At 63.9% G+C, this 17,972-nt stretch carries 16 protein-coding genes and 1 pseudogene; 12 read left to right on the forward strand and 5 right to left on the reverse strand.

The window, feature by feature from the left end:
- The 5 genes and pseudogenes from NK214_RS23585 to tssJ all read right to left on the reverse strand — a co-directional run.
- A pseudogene (locus NK214_RS23585) lies at window positions 1-246 on the reverse strand (type VI secretion system tip protein VgrG); the annotation flags it as partial.
- 19 nt (window positions 247-265) lie between these two features.
- Window positions 266-745, reverse strand: a complete 480-nt coding sequence (gene tssE, locus NK214_RS23590; RefSeq protein WP_227106718.1) for a type VI secretion system baseplate subunit TssE — start codon at window positions 743-745, stop codon at window positions 266-268.
- Window positions 746-748: 3 nt separating this feature from the next.
- A complete protein-coding gene (gene icmH / locus NK214_RS23595; protein ID WP_081548565.1) occupies window positions 749-1,450 on the reverse strand; it encodes a type IVB secretion system protein IcmH/DotU in 702 nt (233 codons plus the stop codon).
- 7 nt (window positions 1,451-1,457) lie between these two features.
- The gene (gene tssK, locus NK214_RS23600) at window positions 1,458-2,804 is read right to left on the reverse strand and encodes a type VI secretion system baseplate subunit TssK (RefSeq protein WP_107798021.1); all 1,347 of its coding nucleotides are present in this window, start codon (window positions 2,802-2,804) and stop codon (window positions 1,458-1,460) included.
- Between the two features lie 269 nt (window positions 2,805-3,073).
- Entirely contained in the window at window positions 3,074-3,613 is a 540-nt protein-coding gene (gene tssJ / locus NK214_RS23605) for a type VI secretion system lipoprotein TssJ (RefSeq protein WP_107798022.1), read from the reverse strand.
- A gap of 198 nt (window positions 3,614-3,811) precedes the next feature.
- Between tssJ and NK214_RS23610 the strand changes: the two genes are divergently transcribed.
- From NK214_RS23610 to NK214_RS23665, 12 genes are all read left to right on the forward strand, one after another.
- Entirely contained in the window at window positions 3,812-4,660 is an 849-nt protein-coding gene (locus NK214_RS23610; RefSeq protein ID WP_253315661.1) for a M15 family metallopeptidase, read from the forward strand.
- A gap of 27 nt (window positions 4,661-4,687) precedes the next feature.
- Entirely contained in the window at window positions 4,688-8,458 is a 3,771-nt protein-coding gene (gene tssM / locus NK214_RS23615) for a type VI secretion system membrane subunit TssM (protein WP_253315662.1), read from the forward strand.
- 15 nt (window positions 8,459-8,473) lie between these two features.
- Window positions 8,474-9,493 (forward strand): type VI secretion system-associated protein TagF, encoded by a 1,020-nt coding sequence (tagF, locus tag NK214_RS23620; protein ID WP_107798024.1) that lies wholly within the window; start codon window positions 8,474-8,476, stop codon window positions 9,491-9,493.
- A gap of 83 nt (window positions 9,494-9,576) precedes the next feature.
- Window positions 9,577-10,089: a type VI secretion system contractile sheath small subunit gene (gene tssB / locus NK214_RS23625; protein WP_227106726.1), complete on the forward strand. Its 513-nt coding sequence runs from the start codon at window positions 9,577-9,579 to the stop codon at window positions 10,087-10,089.
- Window positions 10,090-10,092: 3 nt separating this feature from the next.
- On the forward strand, window positions 10,093-11,577 hold the full coding sequence (tssC, locus tag NK214_RS23630; protein WP_107798026.1) for a type VI secretion system contractile sheath large subunit: 1,485 nt from the start codon (window positions 10,093-10,095) through the stop codon (window positions 11,575-11,577).
- Window positions 11,578-11,690: 113 nt separating this feature from the next.
- Entirely contained in the window at window positions 11,691-12,188 is a 498-nt protein-coding gene (locus tag NK214_RS23635; protein ID WP_043640831.1) for a type VI secretion system tube protein Hcp, read from the forward strand.
- A gap of 287 nt (window positions 12,189-12,475) precedes the next feature.
- Window positions 12,476-12,910 carry an OmpA family protein gene (locus NK214_RS23640; RefSeq protein ID WP_158274210.1) on the forward strand — a complete coding sequence of 145 codons (435 nt, stop codon included), beginning with the start codon at window positions 12,476-12,478 and terminating at the stop codon, window positions 12,908-12,910.
- A gap of 133 nt (window positions 12,911-13,043) precedes the next feature.
- Window positions 13,044-15,656, forward strand: a complete 2,613-nt coding sequence (locus tag NK214_RS23645) for a type VI secretion system Vgr family protein (protein WP_253315663.1) — start codon at window positions 13,044-13,046, stop codon at window positions 15,654-15,656.
- Window positions 15,653-16,450: a DUF4123 domain-containing protein gene (locus tag NK214_RS23650; protein WP_253315664.1), complete on the forward strand. Its 798-nt coding sequence runs from the start codon at window positions 15,653-15,655 to the stop codon at window positions 16,448-16,450. The genes NK214_RS23645 and NK214_RS23650 overlap by 4 nt, the downstream gene beginning before the upstream one ends.
- 2 nt (window positions 16,451-16,452) lie before the next feature.
- Window positions 16,453-17,037 (forward strand): DUF3304 domain-containing protein, encoded by a 585-nt coding sequence (locus tag NK214_RS23655; RefSeq protein ID WP_253315667.1) that lies wholly within the window; start codon window positions 16,453-16,455, stop codon window positions 17,035-17,037.
- A gap of 23 nt (window positions 17,038-17,060) precedes the next feature.
- Window positions 17,061-17,642, forward strand: coding sequence for a DUF3304 domain-containing protein (locus NK214_RS23660; protein ID WP_253315665.1), 582 nt, complete (start codon window positions 17,061-17,063; stop codon window positions 17,640-17,642).
- A 145-nt stretch (window positions 17,643-17,787) separates the two neighbouring features.
- Window positions 17,788-17,972, forward strand: a 185-nt coding sequence (locus NK214_RS23665) for a DUF3304 domain-containing protein (protein WP_253315666.1), incomplete at its 3' end; no start/stop codon positions are given.

The raw sequence follows: 17,972 nt of genomic DNA on the forward strand, positions 1-17,972 counted from the left end.
GCCGGCGGCGTCCAGGATGCCGAGCCGGGCCGGCAGGCCGAGCAGGCTCTTGAGTTCGATCTTGCCGTCCGGAGACAGACAGGTGAGCTGGTAGGCGTAAGACCGGGACACGCCTTCTTCGCCGGCCAGGCTCAGCGGCAGCAATTGCTCGGCCGCCACGCTGCCGTCGCCCAGGCTGAGGGTGAGTAGGCGCTGGTCCTGGTTGAAGGCGGAGGCGAAGCTGGCGAGCAGGGTGCTGGGGTCCATGGGGCGCTGTCAGGCTGGGTCAGCCTTGTACCTTGTAAACGTTGGAGGAGAGTTGCAGGGTGGCGTCGAAGGTGACCGGCGGCCGGTGCGGATGCACTTTCAGCACCGCGTCGACGCGGAAGCGCAGGTGGCGCTCCATCTCGCGCGGCGCGTCCAGGTTCACCCGCACGCGGGACAGCCGCGGCTCGTGCACTTCGATGGCGCGGCGCAGTTGCTCGCGCAGCAGTTCCCGGTCTTGCGGATTGAGCAGGCTGATGCCGGACAGGTCCGGAATGCCGAAGCTCAACATGCTGTCGTGGGCCTGCGGGTACATGTCGAACAGTTCTTGCAAGGGCGCGAGCCGGGTGTTCAGCAGCGCTTCCAGATCCCGCGCCAGCGAGCGCTTGATCTGCGGCAGTTCGTACAACATGGTTTCCGCGCCGTGGCTGTTGTCCGGCTGGTCGTCCAGCAGCCGGTCCAGCACCGACGGCAGGATCTGGGCGTGACGGCTGCTGTGCATGGCTTACAGGCCGAAAATGGATTGGAGCTGGTTGGACAGCAGCCAGCGGTAGGCGACGAAGATGCCGGCGCCCACCACCGCCAGCAGCGCGAAGTACAGCCACAGCGGCAGTTCATGGCGGACAAAGGCCTGGAAGCGTTGCGGCAGCTGCCAGTTGGGCGCGAACTCGGCCTTGCCGCCGCGCACTTGCTGGATTTCCTGGCCCAGCTTGTGGGTCAGGTAGCCCAGCTTTTCCTGGCCTTCCAGCAGGTATTTGCCTTGGAAGCCCAGCAACAGGCAGGTGTAGAACACTTCCAGCGGCTCGATATGGGCGGCCGGGTCCAGACGCAGTTGTTCCAGGCGGTTGAAGAAGCCCTCGCCGGCCAGATGCTCGCCAAACAGCCGCAGTTGCAGCGGCATGCGCTCCCATTCGTCGCGGATGTCGAACTCGGAGGACAGAATGATCTCGTCCATCAAGGCGCAAAACGCGTACTTGGAGTGGTTGATGGCGTTCTGGTCCTTGCCGAAGTTGCGCGCGTTGCGCTCGTACTGGTTCAGGAACTGGTCGACGCGGCGGTTGAACTCCACCGCGCTGCTGGGGGCGTTGCCGTCCCGGAGCAGGAACAGCAGGTAGATGCCGTCTTCCAGCATTTCGCGCAGGGTGGGCGCCGAGGCGGAGGCTACGGCCAGCGGGCGTTCTTGAAGAGTTGCGGCGGTTTGGTTCATGGCGGCCTCAGCGGAATACGGCGATCAGTTCAAGCGTCAGGTTGGAGAGCGTCTGCGGCATATAGATGCAGATGCTGCGCGATTGCAGCATGCGGCCGAAGATCTCGCCGTGCGGCTCCAGCGCGAAATAGTGGTTGCCCACGCGCACCGGAATGGCGGACGGGGTTTGCGCCGCATGGCTGAGCGCCACGCCGCGCATGGCGGAGTTGAGGATTTTTTCCACGTCGTCCGGCGCGCCGATCTTCATCTTCAGCGGCACGCTGTCGATGATCTGGCTGGCCGGCAGTTCGCTCTGCACCGACAGGTAGTAATCGACGTTCTCCAGCAGGCGGTCGCTTTCCAGCCGGCCGATGTAGAAGGACGGTTTGGGCGAATGCAGCGGGATGATGGCGTAACGCGAGGAGATCACGGTTTCCAGCAGTTCTCGGATCTGCGTGTCCAACGCGGCCAGCACGGCGTGCAGGTCGTCGTGGCGATAGGCCGGGATGTCGGACAGGGTGTAATGGGTGGAGAAGGTCTGCAGCTCGCCGCAGAATTCGGCCAGCGCCAGATACAGCTCCTCCGGATGCAGCGGGCTGGACAGCGACAGGTGGCGCAGCTTGGCGAAGTTGCGGTTGACGGTGTGCAGCAACCAGAAGGAGCTGATGTCGCTGGAGCTGTACTCCATCACGTTCTTGGCGCGTTCGCGCTGGCCGCCGGACAGCGCCTGGTTCTTGACCAGCAGGATGTCCAGCAGGCGGCGCAGCATGTGGCTGACCTCGCGCGAGCCTTCCACCGTGGCCAGCGGAGGAATGAAGCCGCCGCCCAGGCCCCATTGGCCGGTGGCGTCCTTTTCCAGCCGGCACAGCGGAATGGCGTCGTAGCCGTCGCGGTTCTCTTCCTCGATCATCAGCCGCACGTCCAGCTCCAGCGTGGACAGATCGGCGTCCAGTGCCTGGGTGTAGAGATCGGCCACTTCCGCGCTGGCGCTTTGGAAGCGAGTGGGGCGGGACATGAGCTCGCCGTTGCGGGTGTTGCCGCCGTAGGGCTGCATATGGGCGAGACAGGCGTAAAGCGTGGTCTTGATGCCGGCTTGCGGCAAGGTGTTCAGATCGCGGGACAGCGGCAGCGGCGCGCTGGCCGGCGCCTGGAACAGCGTGCCGTCCCGGAACAGGATGGACAGCCCGTCGATGCGGACGGTGCCGCCCTTGAGCGCCTGCTCGTCCAAGACGATGTGTTGCAGGCCCCAGCCGTGGCGTTGGCTCAGTTGCTGCCGCGCGGCGACGTGCTGCTCCAGCAAGAGGGTTTGCTGTTGAAAGTGCTGCGGGCGCAGGAACATGCCTTCGCCCCAGAGCACTCGTTTGGCTTGTTGCATTACTGATACACCTTGTCTGGAAATCTACTTCAATCTCAATTGCGCCTGGAAATTCATCGGCTTGTCAGCCGGCCCTGGCCGCCGCGGGCGAAGAAGCGCATGGGCTTTGAGCCACGTCATGGCCGGAACGGCCCGCATCCGGTAATAACACCCTGTTCAAACTGTGTACACGATCGCTAAAATGCGCGACATTTTGCAGCAAGAGCGGCGCCCTTGTCATGCAAAAGAGTTTGTTAATTTTCAGCGTCGGCCCGGCGCCGCGGCAGGCTTCAGTTTCGGCTGCCGGCGCAGTCCGCCTTGGCGGACGCGGGCTGGCCGGGCAGGGTCAACGCTTTGGGTTTGATGGCTTCCAGGTGGCAATCGGCGGCGCGGAAGCTCAGGTCTTTGCTGCGGACGGCGTCGGCGTCGTACAACAGGCGCCAGAAGTGGGCGTCCGGACGGCGGAAAAAGCCGACGACGCCGATGAACTGAGCGTCTTTTTCAATGGTGACGTCTTCTAGCGTCACTTTACCACCTGGCAAAAAGGTCAGTTCTTTGCTGTTGATCAGACTGTCGCCCAGCAGTTCTGATTCAGGCTTGCCGCTGGACAGGGCCTCCATGGTCAGGCGGTTGAAAGCCTGCTGGTTTTTGAGCTGGTAGACATGCACCACCACGGACAGCGGTTTGCCTTTGGCGTCGCGGTTTAGCGACGGGCTGCCTTCCGCTTTGATGTCGATGGTCTTGGTGCTGGAACAAGCGGTCAGAGAGGCTATGGCGATGGCGTAAAATAGGGCGCGGGCCCGTTGCCAGCTGGGGCGTTTTTTCATCATGACGGCGGTTCCTAACGATTGGATTTGTGACTATCTGCTATCGAAAGTATCCCAAATTTTTGGTTTAATTGGAATGCATGCTCCGTCGCAAATTGATTTGCATACGGCGGTTAAAATCAGAGATCGGGTAGCTCAAGCTATTGATTTAAATTGTAATGTCATTTATCGTCTCGCGTCAAAATGCATTTGAACTATATCTTGCCGATCCTGGTGCTTGGCATCGTTTTGCTCCTGTCCTGGCTGGGCTGGAAATTCTTCTTGGGACAGCCCCGCATCTTGGAAGGGAGCCGCTCGCCAAAGCCTGTTCTGCCTGGGGCGGAGGCTTTGGCTGGAGCCATGGCCGCAGGGCCGGAAACACTGACTGAAAAGCGGGCGGTGAGCGCCGCTTTTTTGCGTGCGTCGCGCCGGGCGCCCAGCGCCGCCGCGCGTTACTGGCGGGTGTGGCTGCCGGTGGTGTCGCTGTTGCTGGTGGCTTTGGCGGTGGCGATCACGCTGAAATTGAATCGTTTTCATCGCAGTCCCGAGTTCGAAGCGGCAGAATATGCGCAGGGCATAAGAATTAAGCAAACGCTGTTGGAAGAAAAACTGGTGCCCCCGCCGCCGCTTCCGCCGGAAGCTTTTGTCAACGTCATAGCGGAGCGGCCCAGCTTGGGCCATGCGGACCGGGACTGGAGCAAGCTGAATCCGGAGTTTGTGCAGGTGGTGCTGCGGGTGATGGAAAAAATGAAGGCCAGGGGCTTCCCCATGGTGCTGCTGGAAGGCTATCGCAGCCCGGAGCGCCAGGACTCGCTGGCCGGGCAGGCCACGCTGGTGACCAAGGCCAAAGGCGGACAGAGCAAGCATCAATACGGCCTGGCGGTGGATTTGGCGCCGATCCGCGAAGGCAAGGTAGTGATATCGGAACGCGATCCCTGGGCGATGCAGGCTTACAACGCGCTGGGGGAAGAGGCGACGGCGGCCGGCCTGACTTGGGGCGGCAACTGGAGCTTCAAGGACTTCGGGCATATCGAGCGCTCAGGCTCGCTGAAGTCCCTGCTCAAAAAATAACGGTTTAAAAGAAGGTGGTGGGTGTTTATGAAAGGTTGGCTGCGTCACGCCAAAGTGGCTTCGGCAATCGGGTTCCTGATCCTGATCGCTTTGATCTGGTTCCTGGGGCCGTGGTTGGGCTTGGAGTCGCTGGAGGCCCGTTTGGGCTGGATTATCGGCGTCATGTTGTTTTGGGTGCTGACCCTGCTGGTGGGCCAGGTATTGGCGCGCCGCGCCGGCGGCCTGCTTGAGCGCATGCTGCGCAAGCAGGCGGACGAGGCGGTCATCAACGCCAGCTCCGACAAGCGCGCCGAGGTCACCCTGCTGCGCCAGCGGCTGCTGGGGGCGATCGACACCCTGAAGAAATCCAAGCTGGGCAGCGCCAGCGGCAGCGCCGCCTTGTACGAGCTGCCGTGGTACATGATCATCGGCCACCCGGCGGCGGGCAAAAGCTCGGCCATCCTGCAGTCCGGCCTGACCTTCCCCTTCAGCGACAAGAGCGGCATCCAGGGCGTGGGCGGCACCCGCAACTGCGACTGGTTCTTCTCCACCGAGGGCGTACTGCTGGACACCGCCGGCCGCTACGCCACCCAGAGCGAAGATAGGGTGGAGTGGCTGGAATTCCTCAAGCTGCTGAAAAAACACCGGGCCAAGGCGCCGGTCAACGGCATCTTGATCGCCATCAGCCTGCCGGAGCTGGCGCAGCACCATAGCGAAGGCTTCACCCTGTACGCGCGCCAGATCCGCGAGCGCATTCACGAGGTCTGCAACACCTTCGGCCTCTTGGTGCCCATTTATCTGGTGTTCACCAAGCTGGACCTCTTGGGCGGTTTCGCCCAGTTCTTCCAGGACGCCAGCGACGAGGATCGCGCCAGGGTCTGGGGCGCGACGCTGAGCGCGGACCAGGGCACGGGCTTCGACGTGGCCAATGTGACCGGCCAGCAGTTCGAGCTCCTGTACCGCGGCCTGGTGCAGGCCGGCGAGGAAAAACTGATCCAGTACCGCGGCGATCAGGTCAAGCCGGCCCATTTCGCCTTCCCCATCGAATTCCACGGCCTGAAAGAGGCGGTGGTCAAATTCGTTAAACTGCTGCACGAAGAAGACCCTTACCACGCGCGGCCTTTGCTGCGCGGTTTCTATTTCACCAGCGCCCTGCAAGAGGGCGTGCCGCGCATCGTGGCCGCCAATCGCGTGCAAGGCCAGTTCGACCTGAGCCAGGGCGGCCAGGAGATGAAGCAGGCGCCGGCGTCTTACAGCTACTTCCTGCGCAATCTGTTCCGCGACGTGCTGTTCCAGGATCAACACCTGATCTCCCGGCAGACCAAGCCCAGCGGCAGCCGCTGGCGTCTGTTCGGCATGGCCGCCGGAGTGTTGTCGCTGGCCGCGCTGGCCAGCTTCTGGACCTGGTCCTTCATCGGCAACCAGCATTTGCTGGACGAGGTGAAGGCCGAGCGCGCGCAGGCGCAAAAGCTGGCCGCCAGCGGGCAGCTGTACGACAAGCTGCGTTCGCTGCAGATCCTGCAGAAGCGCCTGGAGGAATTGCAGTCCTACCGCAAGAACGGCGCGCCGTGGCAAGTGGGCCTGGGCCTGTACCAGGGCAAGGAGCTGGAGCCGCAACTGCGCCGCGAGTATTTCGCCGGCCTGAAGGAAGCGATGCTGCGCCCGGTGCAGCGCAATCTGGAAACCACGCTGGTGGCCCTGAAGCCGGAAGCGCCCGCGCCGACGCCCGCGCCCGCTCCGGTGGTGAGCGAACCGCCCAAGCCGGCCGCGCCGGCTCCGGCGCCGTTCAAGCCCAAGCCTAAAAAGCACGCGCCGCGCGGCGGCTTGCCCAATATCAACTTGAGCGCGCTGGATTGGCCGCAACGCGCCACCACGGCCAAGCTGGAAGCTTCCGCCGCGCAAGGCGAGACCGCCGCTGCGCAACGCAATCCGCAGCAGTTGGACGCCAGCTACAACGCCTTGAAAACCTATCTGATGCTGCACGAGCAGAAGCGCATGGACGAAGCGCATCTGATCGACCAGCTGCCGCGCTACTGGCGGCCTTACCTGGAAAGCCAGCGCGGCCAGTATTCGGTGGAAGAGGTGATGGCGGTGGCCGAGAAGCTGGTGGCCTTCTACGTCAGCCAGATCAAGGAAGCGGACCTGCCGCTGATCGACAACAACGCCAAGGTGGTGGGCGAGGCGCGCGAGGTGTTGCGCGGCTCCTTCAAGCGCCTGTCCGCTCAGGAGCGGGTGTTCAATGAGATCAAGGCCCGCGCCAACACCCGCTTCGCGCCGCTGACCGTGGCGCGGATCCTGGACAACCGCGACCTGGACGTGATGGCCGGCAGCCAGATGGTGGAGGGGGCTTACACCCGCGAAGCCTGGAACGGCTACGTCAAAGCCGCGATCGACGAAGCCAGCAAGGGCGAAATCCGCAGCGACGACTGGGTGCTGGCCTCGTCCTCTCAGGACAATTTGGGCCGGGACGGCGACGTGGAGAAAAACCGCGCCGCGCTGGAAGCCCTGTACCGCGGCCAATACGCCGCCGCCTGGAAGAAATTCCTGATCGGCGTCACCACCCGCGACTTCAGCAACCCGGCTCAGTCCGCCTCCGCGATGGCGCGGCTGTCCGACAAGCAAAGCTCGCCTATCAAGCTGGTGCTGGCGCGCGCGGCGATGGAGACGGCCTGGGACAATCCGTCCGAGCTGAACCGCTCGCTGGAAAACGCCAAGCAGTCGATGCTGGAAAAAACCGCGGAATTCCTCAAGGGCGGCAGCGCGCCGGCCCAGGCGGACAAGGCCAAGCTGTACGGCGAAGTGGGCCGCCAGTTCGCCGGCGTCGCCCAACTGGTCAAGGGCGACAATCCGCCGATCAACGCCTACCTGGATCAGCTGGCCAAGCTGAAAGCCAAGCTGGCGGCGATCTCCAGCACAGACGAGCCCGGCCCGCAGGCGCGCGCCGCCTTGCAGGCGACCCTGGGCGGTTCCGGCTCGGAGCTGGGCGACACCGCCTCCTTCGTCGACAACACCCTGCTCAGCCAGGTCACGCCGGAAACCGGCGAGATGGTGCGGCCCATGCTGGTGCGTCCGCTGACCCAGTCCTACAACGCCTTGCTGGGGCCGGTGGCCAACGACATCAACCAGGCTTGGGCCAATGAAGTGCTGCCGCAGTGGAAGCAGCTGGCCGGCAAATACCCGTTCGCGGATTCCAGCAACAGCGCCTCGGTGGCGGAGATCAGCCGCTTCGTCAAAGCCAACGACGGCACGCTGGACAAATTCATCAACAAATACCTGAACGGCCTGGTGCAGAAGAAGGGCGACCAATTGGTGCCGCGCGCCTGGGGCAATATGGGGGTCAAGTTCAACCCGGCCTTCCTGTCCAGCGTCAGCAGCCTGTCCGCGCTGGCCAACGCCCAGTTGCAAGACGGCGAGAACACCCGCTTCGAACTGCAGCCGACACCGACGCCGGGCCTGTCCGAAATCGTGTTCGAGGTGGACGGCCAGGAACTGCGCTACCGCAACGGCCCGCAGGCCTGGCAGCCGTTCACCTGGCCGGGCAACGGCCAGAACGCCGGCGCCCGCATCCAGGTGGTGTCCTACAGCGGCGCCAGCAGCGTGGTGGGCAACCAGCCGGGCCGCATGGGCCTGATGCGTTTGCTCTCCAGCGCTAAGGTCAGCCAGGACAGCCCGGACTCCGCCCAGCTCACCTGGAACCTGCGCAAGGCCGACGGCGAGGCGCAGACGGTGAAATTCAATTTCCGCATGGTTGGCGGCGTCAATCCGCTGCAACTGAACAAGCTGTACAAGCTGACCTTGCCTGAGCGCGTGACGCTTTAAGGGAGACACATAGTCATGGCGTTCAATTTCAAGCGGGCGCAGGAAACGCCTCCGCAATTCTGCATTTTCGGCAAATTGCCGCGTCGCGGCGATTTCGTCCGCGTCAACGCCACCCACCCGGCGGCCACCCAGCTGGACCAGCTGCTGGCGCAAAGCCTGGGCGGGCTGGAATCCGGCCCGGAGGCGGTGGAGCGTTACCGCGCGATGCCGGGCACCAGCTTCGTGCTGCGCAGCCGCGACCAGATGTGGCTGTCGCTGGGCGTGATGCAGCCCAGCCGCGACGAAAGCGGCCGCAATTACCCGCTGGTGGCGGCTTCGCTGATGCCTTGCGACGCGGCCTTGCCGCCGTTGTCGGTGCTGATGCTGGCCAACGAACTGTTCTTCTCCGGCCTTAAGGAGCAATTGAGCAGCGCCATCGACAACGCGGTGGAAATGCTGGCCTGCCGCCAGTTCCTGGAGGAGCAGTCGCTGTTCGGCATCTCCTCCGTGGCGGATCTGGATCTGGCGCAGCAGCTGCTGGAACGGCATCTGAGCGTGACGCCGGCCTCCCATCTGAGCCGGTTGTTGAGCGGCCGCGGGCTGCCGGACCTGGAGACGGTGCTGCTGGCCTTCACCTTCCACCATCAGCTGCTGCGCAAGTTCCAGGGCAGCCTGACGGCGCAAACCTATCTGCTGCCGCTGCCGGACCGCGACGGCGAAGACATGCTGGCCGCGGCCACCTGGCTGTCGCTGTACCAGGCGGCCACCGCCGGCCAGGCGGGACAGGCGGAGCAATGCCTGCTGATTCAGCGGCCGGAAGGCCGCTTCCTGGCCTTGCTGCCGGGAGATTTGAACGAACAGATCGTCGCACAGTGCTGGGGAGGGCAGTTGGACGCCCGCTTCATCGTCGACGTGGCCGAGCCGCACGCGCCGTGGCGCAACCACCAGGCCTACGCCGAAGCGGCTTACATCCTGGGGCGGAGGCTGAACGATCCGTCCATTTCGGTGGCGCAGCTGCGCGAGGTGGCGTCCAGCCTGTCGCGCAGCGTGGCCTGAGTAGTGGCGTAACACCGGAGCGGCCGGCGACATTCGCCGAGGCCGCTCCAATCAGAGCTTTGTGAACTTGAGAGAGAACCATCATGGCCAAAGAAAGCACACAGAAAAAACTGTCGCGGGTACGCCCGCCGCGCGTGCAGATCACCTACGACGTTGAAATCGGCGACGCCATCGAAACCAAGGAACTGCCCTTCGTGCTGGGCGTGCTGGGGGATTACTCCGGCCACAGCAAGGAGCCGCTGCCCAAGATGAAGGAACGCAAGTTCGTTCAGATCGACCGCGACAACTTCGACGAAGTGCTCAAGGGCATGGCGCCGCGCCTGGCCATCAAGGTGGACAACAAGCTGAAAGAAGACGGCAGCCAGCTGGCGATGGAGCTGAACTTCGACGAACTGGCGGATTTCGAGCCGCAGAACGTGGTGGATCAGGTCGAGCCGCTGAAAAAGCTGCTGGACGCGCGCAAGCGCCTGGCCGACCTGCGCAACAAGATGGCGGGCAACGACAAGCTGGAAGAATTGCTGGACGAAGTGGTGCGCGATACGGAAAAGCTGAAGGCGATCAGCCAGGCCGCGCATCCGGACAAAGCGGGAGAGTGATAGATGAGCGCAGAACAACAACTTGAGGCCGGCGCGGCCGCAGCCCCGGCGGCGGCAGGCAGCCTGCTCGACTCCATCATCGAGCAAAGCCGCGTCGCCACCAACGACAACGAAAAGGGCCACACCCGCGACCTGATCGGCGAACTGGTCGACCAGGTGCTGGAAGGCAGCGTCAGCGTATCGCGCGATCTGTCCGCCAGCATAGACGCGCGCATCGCCGAAATCGACGCGCTGATCTCCTCGCAGCTGAACGAGATCATGCACCACAACGACTTCCAGAAGCTGGAAGCCTCCTGGCGCGGTCTGAAATACCTGGTGATGGAGTCCGAAACCAGCACCATGCTCAAGATCAAGGTGCTCAACGCCTCCAAGAAAGACCTGGTCAAGGACTTCAAGGCGGCGCCGGAGTTCGACCAGAGCGCGCTGTTCAAGAAGATCTACGAAGAAGAATACGGCACCTTCGGCGGCGCGCCTTACGCCGGCCTGGTGGGCGATTACGAATTCACCCGCCACCCGGAAGACTTCTACCTGCTGGACGAACTGTCCCACGTGGCCGCCTCCGCGCACGCGCCGCTGATCACCGCCGCTTCCTCCGGCCTGTTCGGCCTGGAGAGCTTCACCGACGTGGGCAAGCCGCGCGATCTGGCCAAGATCTTCGACACCGTCGAATACGCCAAGTGGAAATCCTTCCGCGAATCCGAAGACTCCCGCTACGTCGGCCTGGTCTTGCCGCATGTGCTGGGCCGTCTGCCCTACGGCCGCGACAATGTGCCGGTGGAGGAGTTCGACTTTGAGGAAAACGTGGACGGCAGCACCCACGAAAAATACCTGTGGACCAACGCCTCCTACGCCTACGCCGCGCGCCTGACCTCCGCCTTCGCCCAATACGGCTGGCTGGCGGCCATCCGCGGCGTGGAAGGCGGCGGCCTGGTGGAAGGCCTGCCGGCCCACACCTTCAAGACCGACGACGGCGAAGTGGCGCTCAAGTGCCCCACCGAAGTGGCGATCACCGACCGCACCGAAAAACTGCTGTCCGATCTGGGCTTCATCTCGCTGGTGCACTGCAAGAACACCGACTACGCGGCCTTCTTCGGCGGTCAATCGGTGCAGAAGGCCAAGACCTACAACACCGATTCGGCCAACGCCAACGCGCGCCTGTCCACCCAGCTGCCCTACATCTTCGCGGTGTCGCGCATCGCGCATTACATGAAATCCATCATGCGCGACAAGATCGGCAGCTTCGCCTCACGCCAGAACGTGCAGGACTTCCTGAACACCTGGCTGGCGCAATACGTGCTGCTGGACGACTCCGCCAGCCAGGAAGCCAAAGCCAAATACCCGCTGCGCGAAGCGCGCGTCGACGTGGTGGAAGTGCCGGGCAAACCGGGCGTCTATCGCGCCGCCGCCTTCCTGCGGCCGCATTTCCAGCTGGATGAACTGACCATTTCCCTGCGTCTGGTGGCGGAGCTGCCGCAGCCGGCGGGTTAAGGCTGGAGAGCCTGCGCGCGTCCGCCGGGTTCCGGCGCGGCGGCGGGCGCGGGCGTCTTTTGGAATGGGAGGGCTCGCCTCCAATTTTTGACCTTTGTTCTAAGGAGAAGTAAATGGCTTTTGATGCATTCCTGAAAATTGACGGTATTCCTGGCGAAAGCAGCGACGACAAGCACAAAGACTGGATCGAAATCCAGTCCTTTGCCCACAAACTGGAACAGCCGGCCCAGGCTACCGCCAGCTCCGCCGGCGGCGCCACCGCCGAGCGCGTGAACCACGCCGCTTACGAAATCACCCACTTCCTGGACAAAGCCAGCCCGAAGATCTACGAAGCCTGCTGCAAGGGCCAGCACATCAAGGAAATCACCATCGAACTGTGCCGTGCCGGTGGCGACAAGGTGAAGTACATGGAGATCAAGATGGAACAAGTCCTGATCGCCAAGGTTGAGCCGCACGGTTCCGCCAACGACAACGGCTTCCCCAGCGAAAAAGTGAGCTTCACTTACGGCAAGATCAAGTGGACCTACACCCAGCAGAAACGCGCTGACGGCGCCGGCGGCGGTAACGTCAGCTCCGGCTGGGACCTGACCGCCAACAAAGCGATCGCCTAAGTCTCAGTAGCGAAGAAGTGCCAACCCGCCCACTGCCCTGGGCGGGTTGCAAGAATCTGTTCAATGTCCGCCGCGTGCGCGAGACCTTGCACGGCGAGTACCGCTTCGGAATGCTCATGCGCCCTAGGGCCAGTCCGTTTCTTCCGCTGTTTTCGCCCTGTTTCGCTCGTGACCGCCGGGCTTTGAACAGACTCTAAGGCACCCCGGGGGCCGCCGCGCGCCGATTGGCCGCAGCAGACTCCGGGATGTCCTTTACCCATGTCAAAGTCAATCCGGGAAGTAATGCTATGAAACGTTTGCTGATGGTCGCCGCGCTCGCCCTGTCGCTGGTGGGCTGCAAGACCAATCCTAACGCTCAACAAGCCTCCAACGACCCCGCCGTGATCAAGGCGGCGGAAGAGAAGGCCGCGCTGGACAAGGCCGTGGCCGCCAATATGGCCATAGACCCCAACCTGATCCCGTTTGAAAAAATGAGCCCCAAACTGTCCCCGGTGGGCGAGGCTCAACTGCAACTGCTGCTGCCCAAGCTCAAGACCGCCAAATCCATCCTGGTGCGCGGCCACTGCTACCGCGGCGACATCGGCAATGCCCGCGCCGCGGCGCAAACCCGCGCCATCGCCGTCAAGCAGTTCCTGAGCGACGCCGGCGTGCCGGCCAATAAAATCACCGTGCGTTACGACACCGAGCGTCAGCTGCACGCGGTGCGTCTGATCGCCAACTGAATCTCGGCGCCGGGCCGCCCTGCGTAAGCGGGCGGCCGGGCGTTTTCGGGTGCTTAAGCAAACCCGGCGCGGCCGCGCACGGTTTGCTTAAGGACTCGCCAATTGCGCAGTCGATTTGAATCAGGTTAACGCCATGGACCTCAGCACCCTGCTCGCCAGCTTCGCCTCCGCCTTCAACCAGGACCAGCGCCTGCTCACCCTCAGCCTGGGCGACGGCAGCGTGGCGGCCGAGCAATTGCTGCCACTGAGTTTGGCCGGCGAGGAAGGCGTGTCCCGGTCTTACGCCTACCAGCTGACCTGTTTGTCTCCGGACGGCAAGATCGAACTCAAGAGCCTGCTCGGCCTGCCGGCCCGGCTCGGCATCCTGGACGCCGCCGGCGCGGAGAGCCTGCGCTGCGGCGTGGTGTCCAAGGCCGAGTGCCTGGGCTCGGACGGCGGCTTCAGCCGTTATCAGCTGACCATTGAGCCGCCGTTCGCGCTGCTGCGTCATCGCATCAGCTCGCGGGTGTTCCAGGACCAGTCGGTGCCGGACATCGTCGCGCAGATCCTGAGCGAGCATCAGCAGGCCAATCCGGTGTTCGCCCGCGTGCAGGCCCAGGATTTCAAGACTGGCCCGGCATCGCCGCGCAGCTACTGTCTGCAGTACCGCGAGAGCGATTACGACTTCATCGTGCGCCTGCTGCATGAAGAGGGCTATGCCTGGCGTTTCGATCACCTGGACGGCGACACACCACAAGTGCGCTTGGTCGCCTTCGACGACCCCTACAGCCTGCCGCCGGCCGGCGTCGAGCGGGTGCGTTTTCACCGCAGCGACGCCACCGAAGCCGAAGACGGCCTGACCGAGTGGAACGCCCAACGCCAGATCGTCCCCGGCGCGGTGGCTTTGGCCAGCTTCGATTACCAGCCGGTGCAAACTCAGCACAGCGGCGACGACAGCCGCATCGACCAGGGCCAGAACGGCAAGGCCTTGCAATCCTCCTTGCACGACTACGACCCGCAATCGCTGTACTACGCCGGCGACGCCGACCAGCTCAGCCACTACGCCCAACTGCGCCAGCAAGCGCATGACCTCAACGCCAAGCAATTCAGCGGCGGCGGTAGCGTGCGCGGCCTGGCCGCCGGCCAGTGGTTCCGCCTGGACGACCATCCGGCCCACGACGGCGACAGCAGCGAACAGCGCGAATTCGTCGTCACCCGCCAAGCTTTAAGCGCGCGCAACAACCTGCCGGCGGACCTCAAAGCGCTGGCAAAAGCCGAGGACGCCCAACCCTTCCGCGCCGACTTCGACGCCCAGCGCCGCGGCGTGCCGCTGACCCCGGCCTACGCCCACACCGAACTGGCCAAGCCCAAGTCTCGCGGCGTACAGACCGCCACCGTGGTGGGACCGCAAGGAGAAGAAGTCCACACCGACCAGCACGGCCGCATCAAGGTGCAATTCCACTGGCAGCGGCCGGAAGAACACCCGAGCATAGGCGCTAACCTCGACGACAAATCCTCCTGCTGGCTGCGGGTGGTCATGCCCAGCGCCGGCGCCGGCTGGGGCCACCAATTCATCCCGCGCATCGGCCAGGAAGTCTTGGTCGACTTCATCGAAGGCGACATCGACCGCCCGGTGATCACCGGCGTGCTCTACAACGGCAGCCACGCCACCCCGGACTTCAGCGGCGCGGGCGCCTTGCCGGCGAATAAAACCCTGTCCGGCATCAAATCCAAAGAACACCAGGGCGGCCAGTACAACGAACTGCTGTTCGACGACACCCCCGGCGAAGTGCGCGCCAAGCTGTCGAGCGAACCCGGCAAAACCCAGCTCAACCAAGGCTTCCTCACCCAGCCGCGCAGCAACGGCAAGGCCGAACCGCGCGGCGACGGCTTCGAACTGCGCACCGACAACCACGGCGCCATCCGCGCCGGCCACGGCCTGCTGCTGAGCGCCGAAGCGCAGAACGGCGCGTCCGGCAAACAACTGGCGCGCGAACAAGCGCAAAGCCAGCTGGACGCGGCCTTGGCCCTGAGCCAAAGCCTGGGCGACACCGCCAGCGGCCAGCAGGCCGACACCATGGAAACCGGGCCGGAAGAAATCGGCCCGGACAACGCCAAGGCCGCCAAGAAGACCGAAGGCCATCTGCAACACCAGGCCGCGGCCTTGAAAGCCTGGGAAGCCGGCTCCAACACCGACAAGGACGGCAAGACCGCCAAGGACCAAGCCGGTCAGCAGCCGCTGATTATTCTGTCGGCCCCAGCCGGCATCGCCAGCCTGAGCCAGCAAAGCCAGACCGTGGCCGCCGGCACTAACCTGGACCTGGTGGCGCAGCGGGACAGCAACCAAACCTCGGGCCGTCGCTGGATTCACAATGTAGGTCAGCACATCAGCCTGTTCGTCACCGGGGTCAAGGATCAGATTGCGCTGAAGCTGATCGCCGCCAAAGGCAAGGTGCAGATGCAGGCGCAGAGCGACAGCATCGAGGTGACCGGCGATCAGGACGTCAAGATCACCGCCATCAAGGGCCAGCAGTTGTGGAACGGCAAGAAGGAGATTCTGCTGACCAGCGGCGGCGCTTATGTGCGGATCAAGGACGGCAAGATCGAGCTGCACGCGCCTGGCACCGTCAGCTTCAAGGGCGGTAGCCACGATTGGAGCGGGCCGGCCAGCATGAGTCCGCCGTTCCCGCGCTTCCCCAACACCGTCTGCAAGACCTGCATGGCGCAAGGCTTCAAGCAGGCCAATCCCTTGGTGGCGGCTAAATGAGCCCGGCGGTGCTGTTGACCAAACCTTCTTCGGCCGCGTGGCTGGAACGGCTGTTGGAGCAAGCGCGGCAGGCGGAGCTGGAGTGGCTGGACTTCATCGTGGATCAGGGCGATATCGGCGACGCTTGGCAGAGCCGCGCCCCTGCCATGCATATGCCGCGCAGCCTCTTGCTGGAGACCCCGCACGCCGAGGCCGCCGACGAAGGGCCGGCCTTGCTGCGTTTGCCGCTGCACTCCCCGGCTGGATTGGAAAAATGGACGCGGCAGCTGGATAAATGGCAGGGCGAGCCGCGCTTGCTGGCCCTGTTGGGCGATTGGGATTTCGACGCCTTGGCCGAGCGGCTGAGCGCCTGTCTGCAAGCCTCCTGGGACCAGGGCCGACAACAGGGCGTGTTGCGTTTCAACGATCCGCGCGTGTTCGCCGCGGTCAGCGAGGCGCTGGAGCCGGCGCAGCGGCGTTTCCTGTTGGAGCCGGCCTTGCAATGGCATTGGCTGGACCGTGACGGCAACGCCCGCTGTCTGGAGCCGGATGTCGACGTGATGCGGAGTTGGCCGCAGTGGGAGGAGGAGACCCTGAGCCTGTCGCCGTCGCAGATTGACGAATTGATGGTCTGGCACCAGGCGGAAAGCTGGCGCCAGGATCATCTGCTGACGCCGTCGATGTACGGGCTGAGCTCGCAGGAAGAACTGATGGCGCGGCTGGCGGCGGCGCACCGGGCGGCGGACCGGGCCAAGCTGTGGTCGGAGCCGGAACGCCAGCCCTTGATCGAGCGCCGTTTGCGGGAGCCGGCGTGAGCATGGCCGCGGCCTGGGCGCGTTTTTGCGGGTGGCTGATTTTGCTGCTCCTGTCCGGCTGCACGACATCGCCCAAAACCATAGGCGTCGGCGCGCGGGTGGTGAATACCATGGCCGGCGCCGAGATTGTGCATGCTAGTTTTAACGGTCAGGCCATAGGCGGTTCCGGCGGCGAAGAGTGTTGCATCAGCCTGCCGGCGCAGTGGCGGCCGGGCATGACGGCGACGATAGGGTGGGTGAAGGATCCGAGTCCAGGGGTGAACCCTGGAGGAGTCAAGCCGCCTCCTACAGGTAAATACGGCTCTATTACCGCCGAGGGCGCAAGGTGGTTTGAGGTGCACGAGGCTAACTATGTCCGCCATCAGCTGACACTGCCCTTGCCGGCTTACGAGAACACCTGCGGCTTGTCCCTGGTGTTTTTGCCTTGCGATGAGGTGTATCCGCTGATTGACTGCCGGCAACGCCAGCAAGTGTTTAGCGGTTTGCGGGAGAAAACCTCGGCAGAGTGGCGGCAGGAGGTGGCGCGACGCCTGGGCGGCCGTATGCGCTGCGACGCGCCGGCGGAATCCGGCAAGGGCGGATGGTGATGCGAGCGCCAAACCGTGGCGAGATGGCTGCGGTGCACATGCCATGGCTGGCGTGGGCCGCTTGTGGCGTCTTGGCTTTGGGGCTGGCGGCTTGCCAGACCATTGCGCCGCCCAAAACCCTAGGCGCCGGCGCGCGGGTGGTGAATACCGTGGCGGGCACGTCGATTGTGCGCGCCAGCTTTAACGGCCAGGGCATGGGCGGCGGCGGCGGCGAGGAGTGCTGTGTCAGCCTGCCGGAGCAATGGCGGCCGGGCATGACGGCGACGATAGAGTGGGTGGTGGATCCGAGCCCAGGGGTGAATCCTGGTGGGATTCGGCAACCTCCCCGGAGCAAGTATGGATCTATCACGGCGGAAGGTAGTAGATGGCATGAGGAGCATGAAGCTAATTATGTTCGCCGCAAGGTGACGATGGCGGTGCCCAGGTATGAAACCGTCTCTTCCTTGGTACTGGTGTTCCTGCCTTGTGACGAGGTGTATCCGTTGATTGATTCGGCGGAGCAGGGCCGGGTGTTTGGCGGTCTGAGAGGGCTGGCTTCGTCGGAGTGGGACGATGAAGTCATTCGCCGTTTGGGGGCAGGGAAGGTCTGTGTGGCAGGCAGATGAACTCGAAGGGCTTGGCCATGTGCGTTTGGCGTGTTGGCAGTGTGACTGAGTCAATCCGTATTTCCGCATGGAGGATAACACCATGACGAGGATCGCTTTAACGATTGGCTTGCTGCTGCTTCTCGGCCTGGCCGGGTGCCGGAGCATGGAGCGGCCCAAAACCCTAGGCGCCGGCGCGCGAGTGGTGAATACCGTGGCGGGCACATCGATTGTGCATGCCAGCTTCAATGGCCAGGGCATGGGCGGTGGAGGAGGCGAGGAGTGCTGTGTCAGCCTGCCGGAGCAATGGCGGCCGGGCATGACGGCGACGATAGAGTGGGTGGTGGATCC

It is taken from the genome of Chromobacterium sp. S0633, assembly GCF_024158805.1.
GTDB lineage: Bacteria > Pseudomonadota > Gammaproteobacteria > Burkholderiales > Chromobacteriaceae > Chromobacterium.